The organism is Paenibacillus ginsengihumi DSM 21568, from assembly GCF_000380965.1.
In the GTDB taxonomy this organism is placed as follows: Bacteria; Bacillota; Bacilli; order Paenibacillales; family NBRC-103111; genus Paenibacillus_G; species Paenibacillus_G ginsengihumi.
Genome location: NZ_KB905558.1, coordinates 76,646 through 100,588 on the forward strand (window position 1 = coordinate 76,646; position 23,943 = coordinate 100,588).

The following is a 23,943-nucleotide window of genomic DNA, read 5'->3' on the forward strand; positions in this document are numbered from 1 at the left end:
CTTCTTAAGAGAACCGGAAGCCGGTGATCGCCACGACTGCCGGACGCGGAATCGTGTCGCCCGGGCGGTGCGGCCACATGCTGGTCGGCTTGCTGATGTCCTCGGTATTTTCGCCCGGATGCTGAACGGCCAGGAACAGCGTCGTTTCGTCAGGAGTGAACCAAGGTCCGGTCATCTCCGCCTCGACCGGTCCGGACGCGAACTGCAGCGCCTCGCCCATGTTCGGGCCTTGAGTCGGAATGACGAACAGACCGTTGTTGCCGAAATGCGCAAATACGCCTTTGTTCAAGCTACCGGACGAAATGTCGGTGACGGTCCACAGATTGCCGCTGCTGTCGAACGACAGGTTGTCCGGCGCGCTGAAGCCGCTCTGGCGTCCGCCGGCGGCGAAGATTTCAAAATCGAATTCCAGCGCGCCGAGGTCGTTGTCCTTCTCGAAGAAGCGGGTAATATGTCCATGAATGTTGCCATGGCTGTCATTATTCGTATGCGCGACGAAGAAGGTGTTGTCGAACGGGCAAATTTCGATGTCCTCCGGACGGTCGGTCGGCGTGCCGCCGAGCAGCATGGCCGCTTCGTGCGTATTTACGAGAATGTCCGCCTGCGACTGGAACTTGGCCTGAAGCTCTTCCCGCTTCAGCTTGATGCTGGAAGGAATTTTAAAGTTGGCGTCGTTCAAGCGCTTGGTGACGGCCTCGATCGTCATCGCCACCCACTTGCCTTTCTTCATGTCCGCTACATACAGCGTGCCTTCCTGCAGCAGCACGGTATTGCCGCGGCCGAGCTCGGGCAAGTACTGCTTGCTGGAGATGAATTTGTATATGCAGGCGTCCTTCTTGTCATCGCCCATATATACGACGACGCGGCCGTCCTTGCTGAGGCCCATGGCCGTATTCTCATGGTTGAAGCGCCCGAGCGCCGTATGCTTGCGCGGCTCGAAGGCGGCATCGAACGGATCGACCTCCACTACCCAGCCATAATGGGTCGGATTAAGCCCCGCGTCCTCGGCGGTCGATTCGAAGTTCTCCTCACAGGACAAGACCGTGTTCCAAAGCGTCATCCCGCCGGAGCAGTTGGCAAAAGTGCCCTGCACGGTCGTCGCGCCATTGACGGCTGTGGAGCCTGCAGCCGGTCCGACCAGCCGGAACGGAGTAAGGCCGGTGATGCGGCGCGCGTATGGGGACTTCGGATTCATGGACCATACGCCGCTATCGTCGCGGACGACCTCGATGATCGATCCGCCCTGCACGTACAGCAGCTTGCGGATCTGCTCGGCCGTATATTTGCCGTCTGCGCCCGCCGGCGCGCCGGTGACGAACAGATCGCTGGAGTATTCGTGGTTCACCCACAGAAGGCCGTGCGTGTTGGAACCGTTGATCGGAAAATACAGCGTGAAGTCGCAGTTGAAGCCGAACGTGTCGCCCGCTTCGTTGATGACGTCCTCGTAAGCGGCGACGACGTCGTATTTATAACCTCGCGGCAAAATCAGCTGATCTTCGCTGGAAGGGGCGATCGGCTCGAAAAAGCCCGACACCTTGTTGCTCTTGTAACCGAACATATGATCAGCCGTTCTCCCGGCATGCGCCGTTCCGGCAAGCGGCCCGAGTCCGGCAGATGCCGCTGCCAATGCGGCCGTACCCGTCCCGAGATAAGCCAAAAACTTCCTTCTGGTCATCGTCTGCATCGAAAACATCCCCTTGTCCATAGTCATTTCCTGCTCATGGACAATCTTAGCGGCCGAAAATCAACGCCGTATTAACAGAGGGTTTATTCTATGTAAAAAATGCTGCCGTCCGAAATCGGACGGCAGCAAGCCGGGCACCGCTTATGACTTTTTCTCTTCCTGCTGTCTGTTCTCATCCTTGTCACTGGAAACGAGCCCGCGGGTCGCATCCTTGAACTCGCTGAGCGTTCTGCCGAAAGCTCTGCCGAGCTCGGGCAACTTGGACGGGCCGAACAATAAGAGGACGACAATAATGATGAGAATCAGGCCGCCAACACCGATATTCCCGAACGGTAGCAAGAGAGCCCACTCCTTTAAATAATCAGCTAATATGACCCATTATAACAGCAAGTCCAATGAAAGAAAACTATCGACCGCTTTTTTACCAATCGGGCAAAGCCGCGGGGGGCTGGCCGATGGATAGCCGAACCTTGTCCCACTGCCACTTGGCCAGCGCCAGCGTCTCCCTACCCCGATGCCAGAACATGGCTAAAACTTGAGAATCGACAGGACTTGCGGCAGGCTCCTCGAAGCCGAGGAAACCGGCAATGTCCAGCGCCCTGACCGCGTGATACCGGTGCGTGATGATGACGGCCGTGCTCAGACCGTTCTGCTCCATAATCCCGCGGCTGAACAGCATGTTCTCGTAGGTGTTGGTCGCATCGTTTTCCAGCAAAATATCGTTCTCGGGAATGCCCCGGTCCATCAAATAATTGCGCATGCCTTCCGCTTCGGTCAGCCTCGCTCCCGCATAATCGTAGCCTCCGGAGACGACGATTTTGCGGATCGTGCCCGATGCGTACAGCTCGGCGGCGCGGTCCAGCCTCTCCCGCAAGGCGGGGCTCGGCTCGTCCTGCCACAGCGCGGCGCCGAGCACGATGCCCGCATCGCGGGGCGTGAGCGGCCGGTCGGGCAGCCAAATCATCCGCGACTGCACGAATAGCGTCCACGCGATCAGCGCGACGAGCGCGAACAGCAAGCCGCGAAGCAGAAAACGAAAGGGGCGGAAGAAGCGGCGCGATCCCGGACGCGCCCAACGGATGCCGCGCGCCGTCATGCCCGCTCCTTCATCCGCCCGGCTAAAGTGCCGGTGAAGCGCTCCGGCTCCGTGGCGTCGGGGGCGGGAAATTGGTCGCTGCACAAATAAACGTCTTTCCGTTCCCGCTGGACGGGATGCATTCCCGGAACGCCGCAGCCAAACGACTTTGGCCGTTCCAAATCCGACACGCGAATCGTCGCATGGTTGAAGCCCTGTATGTTCATTAGGTCAGCCTCTCACCGTCCATCTTGTATATGTAGGCTTCGTCGCACAAAAATTGTTCTACCGCATGAAACATCTCGCCCGCTTCCGATTCGTGGCAAATCATATGGCCCGATTGCGGAAACCAAACGAGCCGTTTGTCGCCCTTCAGCTGCCTATAAATATAATTTGCGCTGCGGGGATGGATAATGTGGTCGCGCTGGCTCTGCACGACCAGCGTCGGCACGGCCACCCGGGGCAGCTCCTCGCGCCGCACATGCCTGGCGAGCTTCAGGAACTGCACCGCCGCCGGCAGCGGCGTCCGCGTCATTTTGTTCCACTGCCTGCGATCCCCGGCCCGCATGCGCCGCAGCGCATCCTTGACGAACAGGCGGGGGCTGGCATAAATGGCCGCGGCATTGAGCAGCACGAGCCGGCGGACAGGAAAGCGGTTCGCCAAATAGGCCGAGATGAGCCCGCCCATCGAGAAGCCGACCAGATCGAAGCCGCCGCCCGCGCGCAATAGCCTGTAAGCTTCCCCGGCGGCGGCATCCAGCCAATCGTGCCACGTCACCTGGCCGAGGCCAAGCAGCTCCTTGTCGTGGCCGGGCAGCTCCGGCACGCGGCATTCGTATCCGATGCGGCTGAGGTGCTCCGCAAGCGGCATCACTTCGTAAGGCCCGCCCGTAAAGCCGTGCAGGAGCAGGCATCGTGCTCCGCTCATTCCGCGACCACCTCTAAGGCGCAGTCATGCAACCGTTCCGCCATCGCGGCAATCTCATCGCCCCTTGCGAGCTTGCCCCGCCACGACTCGGGGATGGCCGATTCGCCGTAATAGGCGCCGGCGAGCTGCCCGTATATGGCCGCCGTCGTATCGGCGTCGTCCCCCAGATTCGCGGCGAGAAAGCAGCCTTCCTCGAAGCTGTCGCTTTGCTCGAAAGCCCAGAGCGCGGCTTCGAGCGAGCGAACGACGTAGCCGGTGCCGGCGATCTCCGGCGGCTGGCGGCGGCGGAAAGAGCCGGACGCCACCTCGTCGATTTCCGGCACGAGCGGATAGCGGTCCCAGAAGCCGGGCTCGGGCGAATAACGGGGCTTAAGCAGTTCCTCTTTGTCCGCGCCGGAGAGCGCTCCGACCAGGAGACCGCCGTAATAGCGGCAAGCGTCAACGGCGATAACCGAGCCGTGCGTCGTCAGCGAGCTGTCACCGGAGCGGACGATCGCTTCGCGGGGATGGCGGGCGTAGAACATCGGCACGGGAGCAAGCCGCATCAGCGAGCCGTTCCCCGAAGCGGAGCGGCGGATCGAGCCGCTGAACGGCTCGCCGGTCCGTTCGAACCGCTCCAAAGCGTCGCGCACGGTTCCGCCGATATCGAAGCACTCCCCGGTGCTGCTCCAATATCCTTCCCTGTACCATCGCACATAACGGCGCATTTGGTCGAGCGGATGGAAGCCGCCGCATTCCGTCAAGCTTTCGGCAAGACACAGTGCCATGGACGTATCGTCGGTCCATTGCCCCGCCTCGAGATCGAACGGGCCGCCGCCCACCATGTCGGTCAGCGCCCCGAAGGTTCCCGGCGGCTTGAATTCCAGCGTCGTACCCAGCGCATCCCCGGCCGCCAGTCCCAACAAGCAGCCGCGGTATCGTTCGATTGATTGTAGCGACATATGTACCCCTCCCCTTATGGACGACATAAAAGTGCCCGCGGTTGAATGGATTGCGAAAAAACAGCGTGGTATCCACGCTGTCTCCTCCCTGCCTATGACTCTGTAATTTCAACGGATTCGATCGTAACCGTCTCCGACGGCACGCTCATCTCGCCGCGGGGGTCCGGTCCGACCGGTGTCGCAGCGATGCTCTGCACCGTCTCCATGCCTTCGACGACTTTGCCGAAGATCGAGTAATCCGGGTAATCGTTCAGCCTTTTGCTGTCCTCGCCTGTACATATGAAAAACTGGCTGCCGTTCGTATTCGGTCCGGAATTGGCCATCGCCACGATGCCCGGCTCATACTTATGACCGTTGTTCAGCTCATCCTCGAACTTGTAGCCCGGGCCGCCTCTGCCGGTGCCTGTCGGGTCGCCCGTCTGAATCATGAACGACTGCATGATCCGGTGAAACTTGACATTGTCGTAAAATTTCTCTTTCGATAAAAACACGAAGTTGTTCACCGTCTTGGGCGCATCCTTGGCGAACAATTCGATCTTGAACGTTCCCTTGGAGGTCTTGACGGTCGCATGGTACGTCTTGTTCGGATCAATGCTCATCGCCGGAGGCTCGGACCACGATTTCTGGACTTCCGCACCGGAGCCGGAACCGCTGCCGCCCGCCGCCGCGCCTTGTCCCCCCTGCCCGACCGGTTTCTGGCCGCAAGCCGTCAGCATGACGGCGCACAATGATACCGTGAAGATCCATTTTGCCGCTTTCCATCCATTCGTTCGTTTCACTGCTTCGTCTCAACTCCATCTATTCATACTGATCCCTGTTATTCGGGGTGCGATCCCCCTTCCACATTATACCACCCGAACATTCAAAAAATGAAATGTCCCTCCGAAAAAAGCCGTTTCGACGCTGCTGGCCGGCAGCCAACAGTTTAATTGGCCCCGTCATCGGCCGGAAGATCGCCGCCGGGCGATTCGTCTGCGGCGTCTCCGCCAGAAGCCGCGCCTCCAGGCGCAGCCGTGCCGGCGCCGGCTCCTGATCTGCCTCCGTTCGTCTCGCTGGTCCCGGTTCTGCCGCCGCTCGTGCCGCCGGCGCCAGAGGAGCCGCCGGGACGAACCGAACCTTGAACCCCGCCGCCGTTCGTCCCCGTGCCGCTGCCTGTATGGCCGTCGCTTATATCGCCGGAGCCGGAGGAACCGCCAGGACGGCCCGAACCTTGACCGCCGCTGCCGTTCGTCCTTGTACCGCTGTCCGTATCGCCGTGATCCGTGCCGACGCCGTCCGTGTCGCCGGAGCCGGCCTGCCTGCCGGGACGGTCATTCCGGTCTCCCTCGGAGCCATCCTCGCCGCCCGTCCCCCGGTCTTCCCCGTCGTCCGGCCGATCGGAATCCGCTTCGCCGTCCCCGTCTTCTCCGTCGCCCGGCTGCAGCGGATCGAGCGGGTCAAGCGGGTTTTGCTGTTCGTCTTCCGCAGCCGGAATCTCTACCGACGCCGTGTTCGAGCGCTGCCCCGCCAAGCCGTTGTTCGGATTGACCGGGACGACCGCATAATCGTATGTCTGGCCAGGCATGACGGATATATCCCTGGCTTCATTCGTCGTCGTCGACAGCAGCGGCTCGGACGGGAATTCCGCCGCTCCGCCGTCCTTGCGATACAGCTGATACGTGATATTGTGGCCGACAGAGCTCCACGCCAGGCGGACGGAGCGATCCGTATATTCCGCCTTCAGATCGGAAATCCCCTTCGGCGGAGCCGTCACATCCGGCACGCCTTTCGGGCGCTCGAACTGAGTCACCGGTTTGCCTGCCAGCGATTTCTGCATCACTTCCTTGAAGATAGCCGCCGGCGCGCCGCTTGACATATTGACGTAATGCTTGGCGTCCGGCTTCTCGAAGCCCATCCATACCGCCGCGGTCCACTCCGGCGTGTAGCCGACGAACCACAGATCGCGGTTGTATTTCTCCAGCCCCTTGATCGTCTCCTGCGTCGAGCCCGTCTTGCCGGCCACCGGCCGCTCGAAGCGGGCCTTGGCACCGGTGCCCCCCGGCTCTACGACCGAGCGCATGAGCTGAGTCATGTACCAGGCGGTCTTCGGGCTCATCGCCTCCGGCTGCTCCGGCGGCTTGTAGGTGTGCACCGTGGCCCCGGAGGAGTCGACGATTTTGGTGATCGCATGCGCGGTCTGCATCTTGCCATTGTTCGGAAAGGCCGTGTAAGCCTGGGCCATCTGCAGCGGCGTTACGCCTTTGGTCAGGCCGCCGAGCGCGATCGCCAGGTTGTTGTCGTTCGGATCGAGCTCGATGCCGAGCTTGCCGACGAACGACTTGGCTGTGCCGAGACCGATTTCGTTCAGCAAATACACAGCCGGTGCGTTGATCGACTTGCGCACCGCCTCCATCATCGTCACCTGGCCGCGATAGACGCCGTCGTAGTTGCGCGGGCTGTAGCCGTTGTAAGTGCGCCTTTCGTCAGGCAGCATGCTGTACGGATTCAGGTTGTTCTTCTCGATGGCCGGTGCGTAAGCGATCAGCGGCTTGAAGGCGGAGCCCGGCTGGCGCGCCGCGCGCGGATCGGCCGCGCGGTTCAGCCCGCGGACGACGTAATCCCGGCCGCCGATCATCGCCACGATGCCGCCGTCCTCGTTGTTCAGGATGACCATGCTGCTCTGCATTTTTTGCTCGGGGCCGTCCTTCTGGAAAAAGTTATCGTTCTTATAGGTTTCTTCCAATATTTTTTGCGCGTTCAAATCGATCGTCGTGTAAATCTGGTAGCCTTTGCGCAGCAGATCGTCCTCTTCCAGCCCGTACCTCTCCTGCGCTTCCCTCAGCACATAATCGATGTACGTCTGGTTCCGGCCTTTATCGGCCTTCTCCGTCTTGGGCGGTGCCACATACTCGACGGCGGCGGCAGCAGCCCGCTGCTCCTCGGTGATATATCCCTGATCGGCCATGAGCCGGAGCACGACGCCGCGCCGCTCTAGCGACAATTCCGGGTTATTGATCGGGTTGTAGCGGTTCGGCGCCTTCGGCATCGCCGCCAGCGTAGCCATCTGCCAAAGCTCCAGCCTGTTCAGGTCGGGCTGATTGAAATATACCTTCGAGGCTGCCTTGATGCCGTAAGCCCCGTTGCCGAAGTAGATCCGGTTCAAGTACAGCTCCAAAATTTCCTCCTTCGACAACTGATCCTCCAGCGCAACGGCGATGGACATTTCCGTCGCCTTGCGGAAGAACGTTTTATCCGCGTTGAGGAACAAGTTTTTGGCCAGCTGCTGGGTGATCGTGCTGCCGCCCTCCACCATTTTGCGAGCGATGATATCTTTGACCAGCGCCCGCCCGATGCCGAGCAGGTCGATGCCCTGATGCTCGTTGAACCGCTTGTCCTCGGTCGCGATGAAGGCGTTCTTCAGCAGCTGCGGAATTTCTTCAGACTCGACGTTTTCCCGGACGGCGTCTGCGTACAGCATGCCGACTTCGTTGCCCGCGGCGTCATAAATATGCGTGACCTCGTCCAGATCGAGCTTGTTCATATTTTGCTGCAAAATCATATTCCCGTTAATAATGACAAAAATATAGACGCCCATGGCGCAAATCGCGGCCAGGACCGCAGCGACGAACGCCCAGCCGAAGACGGCCATCGCCGTTAATTTTTTTCGCTTCTTCCTGTTCTTCTTCTGTCCGCCTTTTACCGCTTTGCCGGCTGCAGGTTTGCGCGACGCTCCCTGAGTCTTGCTGGTTCTCTCCGCCATGCCACCGACTCCCTTCCCTATCTAGTCTCGGGTGCTGCTCGATGTTGCCTCTCAAACAAAGAGCAACCCTGACGAATCCGGGTTGCTCCGATCGATTATATTCGATTAGACGTAAAGGCAAATCGAAAGGTTGCTACCCGTCGCTTATTCTCCGCTTTCCTGCTGCTGCATCAAAGAGACCGGGCGCTGCGGCGTGAACGTGGAGATGGCGTGCTTGTACACCATCTGCTGGCGTCCATCGCTGTCAATGATGATCGTGAAATTATCGAAGGCGCGAATCACTCCGCGAAGCTGGAATCCGTTCGTCAAATAGACGGTGACCGGAATACTTTCCTTGCGCAATTGGTTCAAAAACGTATCCTGAATATTAATCGACTTGTTCATCGTGGTCCCCCTCATAATGGTTAACGATCCAATGTGAGCTTTCCTGCTATTATAGCATGAATCTCGGACAAATGGTCAGAAATTTTTTCCATATCGGTCACATCCACCCACTGTATGTCCTGCATATGTCTAAACCATGACAGCTGCCGTTTGGCAAACCGGCGGGTGTTCCGCTTGAGCAGCTCGACCGCTTCGTCGAGCGTGCAGCGTCCCTCGAGGAACAGGGCGATTTCCTTATAGCCCAGCCCCTGCATCGAGACGAGATCCTTGCCGTATCCCCGGTTCAGCAAGGAGCGAACCTCGTCGACCAAGCCTTCTTCAATCATTTGGTCGATTCGCTTCTCAATACGGTTATATAGTAAAGCTCTATCCATTGTCAACCCGATGATACACAATTCGTAAGGAGTCTGTTTTTTTTGACCTTTGAGCTGCTCGCTGAGCCGTTCTCCGGTCAAATGGTGCACCTCCAGCGCCCGGATGACGCGGCGCAAATCGTTCGGATGCAGCTTCTCCGCCATCTCCGGATCGACCTCGCGGAGCCGCGCATGAAGCGCTTCGGCTCCCCGCGCTTCGGCGTAAGCCTGCATCTCGGCGCGAAAAGCTTCGTCCGAGCCGCCTTGGCCGAACTGAAACCTGTAGCAGACCGATTCGATGTACAAGCCGGTGCCGCCTACGATAAAAGGCAGCTTGCCGCGCCCGTTGATGTCGCGGATGAGCCCTTCGGTCCGCTGCTGAAATTCGGCCACGGAGAAGGGGTAATCGGGATCGTGGATATCGATCATATGATGCGGGACCCGGGCCCGCTCTTCCGTCGTCGCCTTGGCGGTGCCGATGTCCATCCCCCGGTACACCTGCATCGAGTCGCCGGAAATGATCTCGGCGTCATACCGCTCCGCCAGCGTCAGACTGAGCTTCGTTTTGCCCACCGCCGTCGGCCCGACGAGCACGAGCAGCTTCTCTTTCAGCATCGTATCACTCCGTATGCGATTTTGCTCGAGGAACGGTGAATTTCCGCGAAGCCCAGCCTCGCGAATTCCCCGCTGTCCCGGTGCTCCTTCAGGATGACGGCGCGGCGGGCAGCGCGGCGGGCGGCGGCGATCGCCTGCTCGCTCAGCGCCCGGTCGTCGGCGAGCCCGCGGATGGCGCGAATGGAGGACGATTCGCGGATCGGCTTGCGGAACATCGGATCGAAGTATATGACATCCGCGCTGCCCGCCTCCAGCGCCTGCAAATAGGACAGGTGGTCGCAGCACAGCACCTCGATGCGGCGCATGGCCGCTTCCAGCCCGGGCACGTCCGATTCATAGGCTGCCAGCCCCTGCTGCAGCAGGTAGCAGGGCACCGCGGCGCTCTCCAGCGCCGTGATGCTCCCTTGCTCGCCAGCGGCATAGGCAAAGACGATCGCATCCGAGCCGAGCCCGGCCGTGCAATCGATAATGCGGTCGCCGGGGCGTATGCCGGCGAGCCGGACGAGCGGATCTTCCTCGCCGCTGCGCAACCTTTTGACGCGAATCAGCGACATGCTGGGATGAAAGAACAGCGGCGGCTGCGCTCCCCGGTGAAATTCGACCCGCCCCTTGGCAAACAGCAGAATATCCTCGTCTCCGTAACGCTCCCGAAGCTGCGCCAGCGTCATTCGGCCGCGGGGCGCAAAACGCGCGTCCGGTCCGAAATGCGCCGCTGCCGCAGCGGCTTTCCTTGACAGTATGTCGTCCGGATCGAAGGACGTGGTGATCAACAAGCCTACATCACCCTTTTAAACATTTTTTCCAGCTCGTAGGTCGAGAAGCTGACAACGATCGGCCGTCCGTGCGGGCATGTGTACGGATTCCGGCAGGCGGCCAGCCGATCCAGCAGCGCTTCGATCTCGAGCGTGCTCAGCGACTGGTTGGCCTTGATGGACGCCTTGCACGAGCACATGATCGCCGCCTTTTCCCGCAGCTTGGCCAGATCGACCTGCTTATGCTCGGCCAGCAGCCATTCGACCATTTCTTCGACCAGCTCCTGCTCTTCCCCTGGAGGGAACCAGTGCGGATGCGCCCGCACCAGGAAGGATGTGCCCCCGAACGGCTCCAGATGGACGCCAACCTGCGCCAGCTGCGGCAGGCGGCCTTCCAGCTTGGCCGCTTCGGCTGCGGTGAACTCGAGCGTCATCGGCACGAGCAGCTCCTGGCTCGCCTCGGCCGGGCGGCCGAACAGCTCGTAATAGCGCTCGTAATTGATCCGCTCATGCGCGGCGTGCTGGTCGATCAGGAACAGGCCCTCTTCGTTCTGGGCGACGATATAGGTGCCGTGCATTTGGCCGATCGGGTACAGCTTGGGAAATGCCGGCAGCGCCGGCGGCTCCTGCTCGGCCGCAGCCGACAGCGAGCGCATTAGCGCTTCCGCCGCGGCGGCGTCCGCCCGGTCCGGCGCAGACGCCGCGGCCTGCCGCAGCGAGCCGCGGGCGGCAGCCGCGCCTGGCGCCGCTGCGCCGGGCGCGGCTTCGCGGCGGGCGGCCCGGCCTGCCGGCGCGCTTGCCGCCATGCCACGGCCGGCGTCTCCGGCGCGCGTGCCGGCCGCTGCAGCCGCGGCCGCGGGCGGCTCGCCGGCGGATGCGGCCGAGCGCAGCCCGCCGGCGGATGCGCCGCGCTGCGGGCCGCCCCCGCTGCCGCCGGGCCATGCCGCGGCCGGCTGCTCGCCGCGCCGCGCCTCCGGCTCCGCCGCCAGGCTCGCCGACGAGCTCGGCGGCGCCTGCCCGGCCGGCGTCGGGGCGCCCGGGCGGTACAGCTCAAGCTGCTCCTGCACGACCGCCTCCGGCTTCTTCCGGGCGGACATCGCGCCAGGAATCAGCACCTGCCGGCCCAGCGTCTCGCGCACCTGGCTTTCCACGAACTTGAGCAGCTCCTGCTCCTTGCTGAAGCGGACCTCCAGCTTGGCCGGATGCACGTTGACATCGAGCAGCGTAGCATCCATCTCGATGTGCAGCACGGCCAGCGGATAGCGGTTGATCGGCAGCAGCGTATGGTATCCCTGGAGCAGGGCGTGAATCAGCGAATAATTGCGGATGTAGCGCCCGTTGATCACCGTCGACACCGCGTTGCGGTTGGCGCGGGTCAGCTCCGGCTTCGATATGTATCCTTGCAGCCTGTAGTCGAGCGATTCGCCGGTGATCGGCAGCATGCTGCGGGCTGCGGCCGTGCCGTAGATGGCGGCGATCACCTGAAGCAGGTCGCCGTTGCCGAGCGTCTGCAGCAGCGTGTGGCCGTTATGCCGCAGCGAGAAGGCGATGCCGGGATGGGCCAGCGCGAGACGGTACAAATAATCCGTCACATGGCCGAGCTCCGTCTGAATCGTCTTCATGTACTTCAGGCGCGCCGGCGTGTTGTAGAACAGCTCGCGCACAGTGATGTCGGTGCCGCGCGGCGCGGCCGTATCTGCCCGCTGCTTGACGACGCCGCCTTCGATCGCAATGCGGCGACCGAGCCCGCTGCCATCGGCGCAGCTGACGAGCTCCGTCTTGGAAACCGCGGCGATGCTGGGCAGCGCCTCGCCGCGGAAGCCGAGCGTCCGGATTGCGAACAGGTCGGCCGAGCCGGCGATTTTGCTTGTCGCATGGCGCTCGAACGCTCGCTCGCAGTCGTCGGGCTCCATGCCGCTGCCGTTGTCGACGACGCGGATCAGCTGCAGCCCGCCCTCCTCGATCGTCACGTCGATGCGGCTGGCGCCGGCGTCGACGGCGTTCTCGACCAGCTCCTTGACGACCGAGGACGGTCGCTCGACGACTTCCCCGGCGGCGATCTGGTTAGCGACATGCTCGTCTAAAATGTTAATTTTACCCATAATCCAAGCCCCTTACTCGCCGGACGTGCGGAACGTCGCCTTGCGGCCGTCGTCGGTCCAGGAGATCCCCGGAAACTTGGCGGTAAATGCGGCAATATCCACATAGCTCGTGCCGTCCTTCAGCTGCACCTGCTGCCCTTCGGGCACGAAGGAGACGCTGCCGTCCTTGCTCGTCAGCTCGACCGCCCGCTTCTCTTCGTTCCAGAGCACCCCGATGTCCGCCAGCGCGGCCAGCACCCGGGCCGGAACGTACAGCTTGCCGTCCTGGCGAACGACATCGAACCAGTCGGAGACGAGCTGCCCTTCGACCTCAAGCGTCTGTCCGCGCAGCGTAAGGTCAAAGCTCTTCATGCCGGCCAGGCGCAGCGCCTTAAGCAGCTGCGGCACGGAGCCCTCCACCTTGATATCCGGCTCCAGACCAACCTGGTTTACCTTGCGAAGCTTCGGCGTCAAATATTCCTCGATCGTAATTTTCAGCGCTCCGCCGCTGGACAGCTCGTGCATGTTCTGCACGCTGCCTTTGCCGAACGTCTTTTGGCCGATCACGGTAACGACGCCGTAGTCCTGCAGCGCGCCGGTGAGCACTTCCGAAGCGCTGGCGCTCATCTCGTTGACGAGGAAATAGACCGGGAACGGCTGCTTCTCGCCGCCGCTGATCTCGACCTGATTGTTGATATTATCGCGGTTGCGGGTATGAATGAGCACGCCCTTCTCCACGAACATCGCCGCCATCTGTTGCGCCGTATCGAGCAGTCCGCCGGGGTTGTCGCGCAGATCGACGACGAGGCTTTTCAAGCCCTGGCTCTTCAGAGCGTCCAGCTGCTCGCCCATCATCTCGTCGGCGTCGCTGGAAAAGGTCGTGACCTCGATATATCCGATGCCCCCGCTGAACATGCGGCTCGACACCGGCGGGATATGAACGGCCTGGCGAGTCATCTGCTTGTCCGACCGCTCCTCGCCGCGCAGCACCGTCACGTTGACCTTCGTGCCTTCGGGGCCGACGATTTTGGAAGTGACGTCGGTCGATTTCATGCCGGCCACCGATTCGCCCTCCACGGCCACGATGATGTCACCGGGCATCAGGCCCGCCGATTTCGCCGGAGAACCGTCGAACACCTCCTCGATGTAGATGCCGAGCGGGTCTTCGCTGATTCGGACGCCGATGCCGACATAATTGTTTTCGATGGAGCTGGTGAACTGCTGCAGCTCCTCCGGCGTGAAATAGTCTGTATACGGATCGTCCAGCGCGGCGATCATCGCTTCCACTGCGGCGTCCTCCAGCTTTTTGCGGGACGGCGCGCTGACGTGATGCTTCTCGAGCAGGTCCATCACTTCCTGAACTTTTCCCGATCTCGTCCCTGCCGGAATCTCGTCGGCCAGAGCGGACGACGCCGCCGGAAGCAGCAGCGACAGCGACAGGACGACGGAAACGGACTTGCGCCAAAACAGCGGGCGCAGACGTTTCATTTTCATATCGCGATCATTCCTTTCACTGTATGATAACTGCAGCGGAGGCGGCGGCCAGAATGCCATGATTCGGGCCGAAGCCGCCATTTTCGCGGATTACGGCAGCTGCTTCTTCAATTCATATAAAAAGTTCATCGCATCCATCGGCGTCATATTCATCAGATCGGCCGAGCGCAGCTTCTGCAGCAGCAGCTCGCCCTTGGCCTCGGCCTTGCGCCGCTGCTTGTCTGCACCTGCGGCCGGCTCGTCGAACAGGCTGAGCTGAACGATGCCCGGCGCGGCGGCGCCGCTCTCCATGACGCGGTCTGTCACACCGACGTCGCTGGTATCGTTAGCAGGCCGTTCAGCAGGCGGAGCGACCGCGGACACGTCATCCGGCCGCTGGGTTGCCGGGGCAGCAGCGGCCGCGTTTGCATCCTCGCGCCGGTCTTCCGCCGCGGGGGAAGCCGCCGCTTCGGCGGAGGCGGCCTGCTGCAGGCTGCCCTGGAGCAGCTCGGCCCGCGTCTCGAACGCCTTCAGCAGCTCGTACGAGCGCTCGATGACGGCGCCCGGCAGGCCGGCGATCTGCGCGCAGTAAATGCCGTAGCTGGTGCTCGCCGCGCCGCGAACGAGCCGCCGCAGGAACGTGACGTCGCGGCCGCTTTCCTTGACCGCCATGCAGTAATTGCGCAAATTCGCAAGGCTGTCCTCCAGATGCGCCAGCTCGTGAAAATGCGTCGAAACGAGCGTCTTGCAGCCGATCCGATCGTGCAAATATTCGATGACTGCCTGGGCGATCGCCATTCCTTCCCCCGTCGACGTGCCGCGTCCGAGCTCGTCGATAATGACGAGCGAGCGCTCGGTCGCCTTCTCCGTCATGATGCGGATGTCCATCATCTCGACCATGAACGTGCTCTGGCCTCCGACCAGGTCGTCGGCAGCCCCGATGCGCGTGAAGATGCGGTCGATGATCGGCATCGACGCGGTCCGCGCGGGCACGAAGCAGCCGATCTGCGCCATCAGGCAGATGATCGCCACCTGCCGCATGTACGTGCTCTTCCCGGCCATATTGGGGCCGGTGATCAGCAGCATGCTGCCGTCCGCGCGGGTCATCGCCGTATCGTTGGCGATGAAGACGCCGCCGTCCAGCACCGCCTCGACGACCGGATGCCGGCCCTCCTCGATCTTCAGCTCCAGCCCTTCCCCGATGTCGGGGCGGACGTACCGGTTCTCGGCGCTGACGCGGGCCAGCGACTGGTATACGTCCAAGGTCGCGATCAGCTCCGCCAGCTGCTGCAGCCGCGATACTTGCCCCGCCAGCTGCTCCCTCAGCTCCGTGAACAGGCGGTATTCCAGCTCGACCATGCCTTCCTCGGCCTCGAGGATGAGCGCCTCCTTCTCCTTCAGCTCCGGCGTGACGTAACGCTCCGCGTTCGCCAGCGTCTGCTTGCGCTCGTAGCGTCCTTCCTCGAGCATGGACAGGTTGGCCTTCGTCACTTCGATGAAGTAGCCGAACACTTTGTTGTAGCCGATCTTCAGCGACTTGATGCCGGTCCGCTCCCGTTCGCTGCGCTCCAGCTCGGCCAGCCACTGCTTGCCGCTTGCGCTGGCCTCGCGCAGCCGATCGAGCCGCTCGCTATAGCCATCGCGGATCATGCCGCCCTCGCGCACCGACACCGGAGGCTCGTCCACGATCGCCTTGCCGATCAGCCGGGCCAGGTCGGCGCAGTCGTCCATCCGCTCCCCGAGCCGGGACAGCGTCTCCGACCCGCTCGCCGCGCACAGTTCTTTAAGCCGCGGCACCTGGTCGAGCGATGCCTTCAGAGCGACGAGATCGCGCGCGTTAGCGCTGCCGTAGGCGATGCGGGCCGTGAGCCGCTCCAGATCGTACACTTCCTTGAGCGCGTCCTTCAGCTCCTCGCGCGTCATCAGTTGATTGTACAGCCGGTCTACGGCTTCCAGCCGGTCGCGGATCAGCGCCGCGCTCATCAGCGGCTTCTCGATCCACCGCTTCAGCAGCCGCCCGCCCATCGCGGTCACCGTCTTGTCCAGCAGCCACAGCAGCGACCCGTGCCGGGAGCGGTCCCTGACCGTCTCCACGAGCTCCAGATTGCGGCGGGTGAACGGGTCCATAATCATGTACTGGTTCGGCTCGTACACGCGAATGCGCTTGATATGCGTCAGCGACCGTTTCTGCGTCTCCTGCAGGTACCGCATCAGCAGGGCGATCGCCGCGCGCCCTCCCTCGGGGAGCGCATTCAGCTCGGCCGGGGCGAAGCGTTCGGCCCAGTCGGCGCTCTCGTCCTCCTCGCTGCGCGGTGTCAGCACCGCCTGCGTCAGACGAAAATGCGCGCCGGCCGCCAGCTGCTCAAGGAGCGCGGCTGTCCCGAGCACTTCGGACGGCTCGTACACGTTCAGCTCGTCGGCGAGCTGCTCGATGCCGCCTTCCAGTCGCGTCGCATACAGCTCGCCGGTTGAAATGTCGCACACGGCCAGCGCATATCCCCCGCTTGACCAGACGACGGCAGCGATAAAATTGTTGCCGGCATCGCTTAAGCTTCGCGCATCCATGACCGTTCCCGGCGTCACGATGCGCACGATCTCGCGCCGCACGACGCCTTTGGCCTCCGCCGGGTCCTCCACCTGCTCACAGATGGCCACCTTGAAGCCCTTCTCTACGAGGCGGGCGATATAATTGTCGGCGGAATGATAGGGGACGCCGCACATCGGAATGCGCTCGCTTCCCCCGCCGTCCCGGCCCGTCAGCGTAATCTCCAGTTCACGCGCGGCCGCCACCGCGTCTTCGAAAAACATTTCATAGAAATCGCCCAACCGAAAAAACAGAAACGCGTCGGGCACCTCCGCCTTAATGGCGAGGTATTGCTCGATCATCGGCGTATATTTGGCCATGCTCATCCCCTGGCTTGTTCTCAGTGATTGTTGCAATAAGCAGCGGGCATCGCTTCTCGCGATATGAATAAACGTATGTATGCTGCCGAACGCATGAGTGCGATGCCCGCTTCTAGCAGAATATGACCTATTATAACATGAATCGCCAGAGAAAACCCGCCTTTAAGAGAAAGGCGGCACCTTCCAGCGCGGACGAATATCCTGCTGCTCGTTCCACGGCTGCATGAGCATCAGCCTGCGGCGCAGCGGGATAAGATACTTCTCGTGCCTGCCGTAATCGTCCAGCCGCTCCAAATCCCGCCACAGCTTGAGCAGCAGCGGGCGAATCCGCGCCTTGTCGCCGCTGTAATAGGCTCTCGCCACCTCCGGCTCGTCGAGCGGGCGGCGCCTCAGCAGGCGGTAATGCTCGGACACCAGCTTGGCCAGCGCCAGTACGCCGCGCGCCACGACGGGCGACACCATCCAGCTCGGCAGCACGCGATATTCGAAGCCGCCGTGCCGCTGACGCCGGAAATCGCCCAGAAATCCGTACTTCGGCTTGCGGTTGCCCGTCGTCCCGTCCTCGATCAGCACGAGCGGCAGCGCCACGTAATTGTCAAGCGCGCGAAGCAGCTCGGAGGTCAGCGGCACGCCGCTGAAGTGAATGTGGCCGCCCAGCGGAAAGCCGCGCACCGGCATCCCTCCGGCCAGCCACTCCAGGCTGTCGTCGGCGATGCGGCGGGCCGCCAGCTGCATCGTCCGGTGCAGGTTGACGACGAGCTGCCGGACCTCTGTGCTCGGGCGCGGACGAAGCTCGGCGAGCGGGTATATTTTGCGGAAGCTGCGCAGCACGATCGCGTCGCAGCCGAACGGCCCGTCCTTGTCCGCGTAATTGGAGGCGAAGGCGATTTTGCCGCGGGCGTTGCGCAGCACGAATTCGGGATCGGCGCCGAGCATGGCTGTATGCTTGACGGGCTCGCTCCGCTTGCGGACGATGTCGACGTCGAACCGCCGGATCGCTTCGGCGAACAGTTCGGCGAGCCGCGGGTCGAGCCGGGGGACGGGATCGAGGCCGAGCACGGCCAGCGCGCCGTCGCTCCGCACGCCGATCCGCACGACCGCGTAATCGAGCCCGAGCGCATAGACGGCCTTGACCGCTTCGCGCATCGCCCGCGCGCCGTGATAGGTCGGCTGCTCGGTCCCGAGCTCCGCAAGCTCCCCGGCTCCGCCGGCAGCGGAGGAATACGCGGAACCGGCCATATACAGCGTCGGCTGTCGCCGCTCATACAGCGTCAGCGCCTGCAGGTGAAAGACGGGCACGACAAACTCCCGCGTCCAGCGGTGCCCCGTGCCGCCGGTCGCGTCGCCGCGCTCGTCCGCCAGGAGGGCCGCGGAGGCGCCGCGCCCTGCGCGAACGGCTGCGACGGATGCGGCGGCAGATGCGACAGATGCGGCGGATGCAGCGGATGCTGCGGGTGCGGCAGATGGGGCGGATGCGACGGATGCGGCGGCAGATGCGGTGGACCTGCGTTCCGCCGCCCGGCCGGCGTGCGCGGCCAGTGCCGCTTGCGCCGCGGCGCGGCCGCTGCGAACGTCCCCGCTTGCCTCCTCCTGCCCGGCGCCAAGGACGCTGTCGATGCCGTGCAGCCGCAGCGTCTGGGCAGCGCGCCGCGGATTCAGCGCCAGCACGATGCTCTTGACCGGCTGCAAGACCTCGGACCGTCCCCGGTCCGGGTGGAAGGCGCCCCAGTGAATAATATACAGATCGTCCCCGCCATCCTTGGGCAAGGAGGAGCCGTGGCTGACCGTAAGCGACGGCAGCAGCAGCTCGAGCGTCGGTTCGTTCGAATGAAGCAGGAATGCGCGCATGAAGATCCCCCTCACGAATTGATCGGACCTGGCTGATTTCGGACGCTCCTTGTCCGGCCGCGCCCATTGTGGCCGCGGACTAACCTTTTTAACAAAAAAGAGGGCTAACGCCCTCTGCCGAAATGCCACTACCGACATATACTGGTAACAAATGAATCAGTTCAGTTCATCGTCGAACAGATCCGGATCGAGGTCTTCGAAGTCGCCTTCCTCGATACTGTCGAAATCAATGTGCTTGTCGTCGAGATCGTCGCAACCGCCTGGGCACACCACCACGCATACCTTGGTTTCTGCGATCATCTCGACCTTGTACTCCCGCTCGACGCGAATAACGACATCTCTGCCGTTGGAAGAAATGCTCGCCTCGACGCAGTTCGGTTCCTGGGTGGCAATGGCCGACACTTCGGCCGTAGAAGGCCGATGCTTCTTATCGAGATAAGAAAGCGGAACGGCTTCTACGTATGAAATCGTTTCTTTCGCGACGTCGGTCTTGGTGTTCCTGTCGTAGGAATACCAGATGTTGACGTCGTAAGTACCCACCACCTCCACGTTGTCCCCCGATTTCACCGCTTCGTACTGGTTGTTGATAATCCACGCACCCAAAATACTAGTCGGAGAATGAGGCGGAGTGACCGTGTTGGATACCTGAGAGAATTTGCGTCCTTTGCCGCAGACAGCCTTTGTATAGATCTCTCTGCACTGCAGATCTTTATCTAATGACATCCTCTGAACCTCCTCCATACAATCATTCATTACATGTGTATGCAGGACATTCGTCTAGGGTGACAAAAACTTTTACAGGCCCTCTGGTTTCTTTCTTTCAAAGCGCAGCAAGATTTCAGGAATGAGCCTTCGCGGCGGCAATGCGCTTTTTTTCCCGCTTGGCGACCGCCAAATACGATTTCAGCTCCAGCACCAGCTGCAGGAGCGCCGCGCGCACTTCGAATTCCTCCCGCGTGGAAGGTAGGTCCATGCTCCGGAACTGCTCCTCCAATTCGTGCAAGCCTTGCTCGGAACGCCCCGTGTAATAGTCGGCTTTCACATCCTCGCTCAAGTTGTCGAAGATGGACGCCAGAAGCTCGCCGGGCGGCAGCGTCCGGTACACCCGGGCAACGAGCCGCACCATGCGGTCGATGGAATCGAGCTGCTGCTTGCGCATATAAAAGTAGGCGGTCCACCCCTCGTCGCCGCCGCGCAGCGAGTTGGCCCTGGCCCGGTCCGCGGCCGCCAGCGCGCCGTTTAGCGCATCCTCTGCGTCCAGCAGCTCCTGACCGTTCCAGATGTGCTCATTGTCGCGCAGATGCATGGCGATTTCGTTGAATATGCGGGAGAAATCGTGCTCCAGCCGCTGCTTGTAGCGCATCAGCCGCTCGTCCTCCTTCGGCATATAAACAATATTGATCAGCGTCGCCGTTCCAAGGCCTACGACAAGAAGCGCGATCTCGTTCAGCAGCAGCCCGGCCTCCAGCTTGCCCGCGGCAAACACGTGAAACATCGTAACCGATCCGGTCACGGCGCCCTCCTTCAGCTGCCACTTGACCAGCAGCGGCATGAACAGCAGCACGAACAGCCCGACCGTCCAATACTGAAAGCCGCACGCCCAGAACAAGGCGAAGGCGATCAGAAGCCCGAGCACGGACGCAGCGATGCGCTGAAAGGAAGTGCGGATGCCCTTCTTCTTCGTCACATCGATGCCCAGCATGGCGAGCAGCCCGGCGGAATGCGGGGAGTCGAGCCCGAGCGCCTGGGCCAAATACATCGCAGCGACGACCGCCGCCGTCGTTTTCCAAATGCGAAATCCCCATATGCGGTATCCCATGAATGTTGCCCCTCCGAAGCGTAGATGAAGCCGGCCGTTCCGGTACACCCATCATAGCTTGTCCAGCTTTTTTTCTCAATCGGATCTAACGCGCGCAGGCTCAGCGGCCGCATCAACTGGCACGCGCGGGCAGGCGCGCTGGATAGCCGCAGCGCGGGAACCTGGCGCGCCTGCCCGCGCCCTTCAAGCACAGCTTCCCGTCCCTACCGCTTCTATGCTCCGCTCGTTAAGCACAGCTTCCCGTCCCTACCGCTTCTATGCTCCGCTCGTTCGGAAAGCGGTGCGTTCCGCTGACGCCGCACGCCTGGACAGGCTAGAGGAGCCTTGTTCCCTTGCCTGCTGCGGCAGCAGACGACTGCCTCCTCGCTGCTTGATCGCGAGAGCGCCGCTCGCATGCAGCCAAACTGCCTCACAAGCGATGGCTGACCAGACGCTTCTCCAAATAGGCGACGGCCTGATACATCAGCGCTGCGGCGATGGCGATAATCAACACGCTGCCGATGACGAGCGTGAAATTGAATACCTGGAACCCGTAAATAATGAGATAGCCCAGCCCTTCCTTCGATACGAGGAACTCGCCGACGATGACGCCGACCCACGACAGCCCTACGTTCACCTTGAGCGTCGAGACGATGGTCGGGTACGAGGCGGGCAATATCGCTTTAACGAACACTGCGCGGCGGTTGCCGCCGAATATTCTCACGACTTTGACGTAGTTCGGATCAACCTCGCGAAAGCTGGTGTATACGACGAGGATCGTTATAATTACGGTCAACGAGAGCGTCGTGGCGATAATGGCCAGCACGCCCGGTCCGAGCGCGACGATAAAGAGCGGCCCGAGCGCCACCTTCGGCAAGGCGTTCAGCACGACGATATAGGGGTCGAGCACGCGGGACAGGAACGGCGACCACCAGATCAGCGCCGCGATCGCTGTGCCGAGCAGCGTCCCCAGCACGAAGCCGACGACCGTCTCCCACAGCGTCACCCGAATGTGGACGAGCAGTGTCCCGTCCTGCCACTTCTCCAGCAGCAGCTGCGCGACGCGGCTGGGCGAGCTGAACAGCAGACCGTCGATCCACTGCAGCCGGGCGGCAGCCTCCCAAAGCGCGAAAAAGAGCGCGAGCAGGCTGAACTGGGTCAGCCGCACCCAAAATGTACGCACCCGCTCCTGCGCGCGGTATTGGCGATAGACTGTTTCCGTCATGCTCTTCTCTTGCTTCATCGGGCACGCCCCCCTTCTCCGCCTGCTTCCATATCTTCAAAGTGCTTCCACAGCGTGTGGAACAGCTCCTGAAAGCCGGCCCGCTCGCGCGCCGAGAACGGCACGGCCTGGCGGATGGCGTCCGGCACTTCCACCTCGCTGCGAATGCGGCCCGGATTCGGCTCCAGCACGACAATACGGTCGCTCATCGCGATCGCCTCCGTTATGTCATGGGTCACGAGCAGCGCCGTCTTGCCGCGCGATTTGAGCGTCTCCCACACCAGGTCCTCAAGCTGCAGCTTGGTCTGGTAATCGAGCGCCGAGAACGGCTCGTCGAGCAGCAAAATGTCCGGCTCCGTCGCCAGCGTCCGGGCCAGCGCCACCCGCTGCCTCATCCCGCCGGAAAGCTGGTGTGGATACCTCTCCGCGTGAGCTGCCAGCCCCAACTCGGCGAGCAGCTCGGATACGGCCTGCTTCCCCTTGCCGTCCAGCCGCCCGAGCATCTCCAGCCCGAAGGCGGCATTGGCGAAAATCGACCGCCACGGGAACAAATAATCCTGCTGCAGCATATAGCCGACCTTCGGCGCGCCGCTCGGCCCGCCGACCGGTTCGCCGAAGGCCGTCACCGTCCCCGAGGTCGGCACAAGCAAGCCGCTGATCAGCGAGAGCAGCGTCGTCTTGCCGCAGCCGCTCGGCCCGATCAGGCTGACGAATTCCCCCCGCCTCACGCGGAGATCGATATCCCGAAGCGCCAGAAAGGCGCCTTTCTCATTGACAAAAACATGAGAGACACCTGCAAGTTCGATCGCAGTCATCGTATCCGCCTCCTTCTTATCCGGACTTCATTCACTCCCTCTCCCGACGGCGGCAAGGCGTACAGGGGCGAGGTAACGCTCCGCAAGCGCATAGCCCCCTTCGCCCATCGCCGAATTTTTCCTGATTACTTCGCGTGCTGCTTCGCTTTCTCGGCAAAACGGTTATCCACCAACGTCTCGTGGCTGACGCGCTGCTTCAGTTCGCCGGCCGATTCCATGACGTCCTGCAAGTTGTTCCATTCCTGCTCGTCGACGACGCCGTCCGCGGCGAACGAGCCTTGCTCCTTGTAGCGCTTGACGGAATCTGTCAACACCCCTTTATCCGTATCCTGGAAAAACGGAGCGATCGCTTCCGCAATGTCCTCCGCGCTGGCCGCCTGCACCCATCGCTGCGCCTTCTGCACCGCATTGGCGAATTTTTGCACGATATCTCCGTTTTTGCCGATAAAGCTCTTTTTGGCCATAAACACGGTGTACGGCAGCTTGCCGCTTTCTATTCCGAACGAGGCGACGACATGGCCTTTGCCCTCTTTCTCGAACATCGTCGCTTGCGGCTCGAACAGCTGCACATATTCGCCGGTTCCCGAGGCAAACGCGGCGGGAATATTGGCGAAATCGACGTTTTGAATCAGGTTCAGATCGACTTGCGGGTCGATGCCGTGCTTCTTGAGCGTGAATTCGCCGGCCATTTGCGGCATTCCGCCTTTGCGCTGACCGAGAAAGGTCGAGCCCTTCAGCTGGCTCCAGTCGAAAAGCCCCTCAGCCGGCTTGCGGGCGACCAGAAACGTTCCGTCCGTCTGCGTCAGTTGGGCGAAATTGATGACCGGATCGCCCGCCCCCTGCTGATGCACATAAATGGATGTTTCGGACCCGACGAGCGCGATGTCGATCCCTCCGGACAGCAACGCCGTCATCGTCTTATCGCCGCCGAAGGTCGTCGTCAACTCCACGTCCAGCCCTTCTTCCTTAAAAAAGCCCTTTTGCAGCGCGGCATATTGCGGCGCATAAAAGATCGAGCGCGTCACTTCCCCGACCCGCACCTTTGCCGCCCCTCCGCTCTGCGTCCCCCCGCATCCCGCCAGCGCGGCGGCGAGCGTCAGGCAGACCGCGAGCGCAGCGGCAATCCAGCTGCTCCTTTGACTCATGTGCAATCCCTCCCACCCCCGCGACGTTCGAGCTTTGTCGCGATCGCTTGCTGTCATCCTATGCATGAGCCCAGACAATGGTGAGGGCTGCAGCCGTGCAGGACGCAAAGATGCGAAAGGATACGCGCCCGCCCTGGCGGCTTTAGCGACAAGACCGCGCACGCGGCGATACTGCCGAACCTTGCC

At 62.0% G+C, this 23,943-nt stretch carries 20 protein-coding genes; all 20 read right to left on the reverse strand.

Translation table 11 applies throughout. The features are described from left to right. Positions 1–4 precede the first annotated feature (4 nt). Positions 5–1,705 carry a PhoX family protein gene (locus F591_RS0108450; RefSeq protein WP_019534162.1) on the reverse strand — a complete coding sequence of 567 codons (1,701 nt, stop codon included), beginning with the start codon at positions 1,703–1,705 and terminating at the stop codon, positions 5–7. Between the two features lie 120 nt (positions 1,706–1,825). Continuing rightward, positions 1,826–2,023 (reverse strand): twin-arginine translocase TatA/TatE family subunit, encoded by a 198-nt coding sequence (gene tatA / locus F591_RS0108455; protein ID WP_019534163.1) that lies wholly within the window; start codon positions 2,021–2,023, stop codon positions 1,826–1,828. A gap of 82 nt (positions 2,024–2,105) precedes the next feature. Then, positions 2,106–2,780, reverse strand: coding sequence for a YdcF family protein (locus tag F591_RS0108460; RefSeq protein ID WP_019534164.1), 675 nt, complete (start codon positions 2,778–2,780; stop codon positions 2,106–2,108). Further along, entirely contained in the window at positions 2,777–2,986 is a 210-nt protein-coding gene (locus F591_RS0108465; protein ID WP_019534165.1) for a VOC family protein, read from the reverse strand. The genes F591_RS0108460 and F591_RS0108465 overlap by 4 nt, the downstream gene beginning before the upstream one ends. Further along, positions 2,986–3,687, reverse strand: a complete 702-nt coding sequence (locus F591_RS0108470; protein ID WP_019534166.1) for an alpha/beta hydrolase — start codon at positions 3,685–3,687, stop codon at positions 2,986–2,988. Before F591_RS0108470 ends, F591_RS0108465 begins: the two co-directional genes overlap by 1 nt. Beyond that, entirely contained in the window at positions 3,684–4,628 is a 945-nt protein-coding gene (locus F591_RS0108475) for an ADP-ribosylglycohydrolase family protein (protein ID WP_019534167.1), read from the reverse strand. The genes F591_RS0108470 and F591_RS0108475 overlap by 4 nt, the downstream gene beginning before the upstream one ends. A 92-nt stretch (positions 4,629–4,720) precedes the next feature. Then, positions 4,721–5,407, reverse strand: coding sequence for a peptidylprolyl isomerase (locus F591_RS0108480; protein ID WP_019534168.1), 687 nt, complete (start codon positions 5,405–5,407; stop codon positions 4,721–4,723). A gap of 146 nt (positions 5,408–5,553) precedes the next feature. Next, positions 5,554–8,367, reverse strand: coding sequence for a PBP1A family penicillin-binding protein (locus F591_RS0108485; RefSeq protein ID WP_019534169.1), 2,814 nt, complete (start codon positions 8,365–8,367; stop codon positions 5,554–5,556). 144 nt (positions 8,368–8,511) lie between these two features. Beyond that, entirely contained in the window at positions 8,512–8,751 is a 240-nt protein-coding gene (gene hfq / locus F591_RS0108490) for an RNA chaperone Hfq (protein WP_019534170.1), read from the reverse strand. 20 nt (positions 8,752–8,771) lie between these two features. After that, the gene (gene miaA / locus F591_RS0108495; protein WP_019534171.1) at positions 8,772–9,719 is read right to left on the reverse strand and encodes a tRNA (adenosine(37)-N6)-dimethylallyltransferase MiaA; all 948 of its coding nucleotides are present in this window, start codon (positions 9,717–9,719) and stop codon (positions 8,772–8,774) included. Further along, entirely contained in the window at positions 9,713–10,492 is a 780-nt protein-coding gene (locus F591_RS0108500; protein WP_019534172.1) for a class I SAM-dependent methyltransferase, read from the reverse strand. The genes miaA and F591_RS0108500 overlap by 7 nt, the downstream gene beginning before the upstream one ends. Positions 10,493–10,494: 2 nt before the next feature. Then, positions 10,495–12,573 (reverse strand): DNA mismatch repair endonuclease MutL, encoded by a 2,079-nt coding sequence (gene mutL / locus F591_RS0108505; protein ID WP_019534173.1) that lies wholly within the window; start codon positions 12,571–12,573, stop codon positions 10,495–10,497. A gap of 12 nt (positions 12,574–12,585) precedes the next feature. Further along, complete coding sequence (locus tag F591_RS0108510) at positions 12,586–14,046, reverse strand: S41 family peptidase (protein ID WP_019534174.1); 1,461 nt, start codon at positions 14,044–14,046, stop codon at positions 12,586–12,588. A 90-nt stretch (positions 14,047–14,136) separates the two neighbouring features. Further along, complete coding sequence (gene mutS / locus F591_RS0108515; protein WP_019534175.1) at positions 14,137–16,929, reverse strand: DNA mismatch repair protein MutS; 2,793 nt, start codon at positions 16,927–16,929, stop codon at positions 14,137–14,139. Positions 16,930–17,091: 162 nt separating this feature from the next. Then, positions 17,092–18,777, reverse strand: a complete 1,686-nt coding sequence (locus tag F591_RS32250) for a putative amidoligase domain-containing protein (RefSeq protein ID WP_026326466.1) — start codon at positions 18,775–18,777, stop codon at positions 17,092–17,094. A gap of 156 nt (positions 18,778–18,933) precedes the next feature. After that, positions 18,934–19,500 carry an outer spore coat protein CotE gene (locus F591_RS0108525; protein WP_019534176.1) on the reverse strand — a complete coding sequence of 189 codons (567 nt, stop codon included), beginning with the start codon at positions 19,498–19,500 and terminating at the stop codon, positions 18,934–18,936. Between the two features lie 115 nt (positions 19,501–19,615). Then, entirely contained in the window at positions 19,616–20,596 is a 981-nt protein-coding gene (locus F591_RS0108530; protein ID WP_019534177.1) for an aromatic acid exporter family protein, read from the reverse strand. A gap of 409 nt (positions 20,597–21,005) precedes the next feature. Further along, the gene (locus F591_RS0108535; protein ID WP_019534178.1) at positions 21,006–21,818 is read right to left on the reverse strand and encodes an ABC transporter permease; all 813 of its coding nucleotides are present in this window, start codon (positions 21,816–21,818) and stop codon (positions 21,006–21,008) included. After that, entirely contained in the window at positions 21,815–22,612 is a 798-nt protein-coding gene (locus F591_RS0108540) for an ABC transporter ATP-binding protein (RefSeq protein WP_019534179.1), read from the reverse strand. Before F591_RS0108540 ends, F591_RS0108535 begins: the two co-directional genes overlap by 4 nt. A 125-nt stretch (positions 22,613–22,737) precedes the next feature. Then, on the reverse strand, positions 22,738–23,757 hold the full coding sequence (locus F591_RS0108545; RefSeq protein WP_019534180.1) for an ABC transporter substrate-binding protein: 1,020 nt from the start codon (positions 23,755–23,757) through the stop codon (positions 22,738–22,740). Positions 23,758–23,943: the final 186 nt, after the last annotated feature.

What these genes read in the sequence shown, in the direction of transcription:
- F591_RS0108450 (WP_019534162.1), bottom strand. Translation starts at nt 1,705, where the DNA reads ATGGACAAGGGGATGTTTTCGATGCAGACGATGACCAGAAGGAAGTTT.
- F591_RS0108460 (WP_019534164.1), bottom strand. Translation starts at nt 2,780, where the DNA reads ATGACGGCGCGCGGCATCCGTTGGGCGCGTCCGGGATCGCGCCGCTTC.
- F591_RS0108465 (WP_019534165.1), bottom strand. Translation starts at nt 2,986, where the DNA reads ATGAACATACAGGGCTTCAACCATGCGACGATTCGCGTGTCGGATTTG.
- F591_RS0108470 (WP_019534166.1), bottom strand. Translation starts at nt 3,687, where the DNA reads ATGAGCGGAGCACGATGCCTGCTCCTGCACGGCTTTACGGGCGGGCCT.
- F591_RS0108475 (WP_019534167.1), bottom strand. Translation starts at nt 4,628, where the DNA reads ATGTCGCTACAATCAATCGAACGATACCGCGGCTGCTTGTTGGGACTG.
- F591_RS0108485 (WP_019534169.1), bottom strand. Translation starts at nt 8,367, where the DNA reads ATGGCGGAGAGAACCAGCAAGACTCAGGGAGCGTCGCGCAAACCTGCA.
- hfq (WP_019534170.1), bottom strand. Translation starts at nt 8,751, where the DNA reads ATGAACAAGTCGATTAATATTCAGGATACGTTTTTGAACCAATTGCGC.
- miaA (WP_019534171.1), bottom strand. Translation starts at nt 9,719, where the DNA reads ATGCTGAAAGAGAAGCTGCTCGTGCTCGTCGGGCCGACGGCGGTGGGC.
- mutL (WP_019534173.1), bottom strand. Translation starts at nt 12,573, where the DNA reads ATGGGTAAAATTAACATTTTAGACGAGCATGTCGCTAACCAGATCGCC.
- F591_RS0108510 (WP_019534174.1), bottom strand. Translation starts at nt 14,046, where the DNA reads ATGAAAATGAAACGTCTGCGCCCGCTGTTTTGGCGCAAGTCCGTTTCC.
- mutS (WP_019534175.1), bottom strand. Translation starts at nt 16,929, where the DNA reads ATGGCCAAATATACGCCGATGATCGAGCAATACCTCGCCATTAAGGCG.
- F591_RS32250 (WP_026326466.1), bottom strand. Translation starts at nt 18,777, where the DNA reads ATGCGCGCATTCCTGCTTCATTCGAACGAACCGACGCTCGAGCTGCTG.
- F591_RS0108525 (WP_019534176.1), bottom strand. Translation starts at nt 19,500, where the DNA reads ATGTCATTAGATAAAGATCTGCAGTGCAGAGAGATCTATACAAAGGCT.
- F591_RS0108530 (WP_019534177.1), bottom strand. Translation starts at nt 20,596, where the DNA reads ATGGGATACCGCATATGGGGATTTCGCATTTGGAAAACGACGGCGGCG.
- F591_RS0108535 (WP_019534178.1), bottom strand. Translation starts at nt 21,818, where the DNA reads ATGAAGCAAGAGAAGAGCATGACGGAAACAGTCTATCGCCAATACCGC.
- F591_RS0108540 (WP_019534179.1), bottom strand. Translation starts at nt 22,612, where the DNA reads ATGACTGCGATCGAACTTGCAGGTGTCTCTCATGTTTTTGTCAATGAG.
- F591_RS0108545 (WP_019534180.1), bottom strand. Translation starts at nt 23,757, where the DNA reads ATGAGTCAAAGGAGCAGCTGGATTGCCGCTGCGCTCGCGGTCTGCCTG.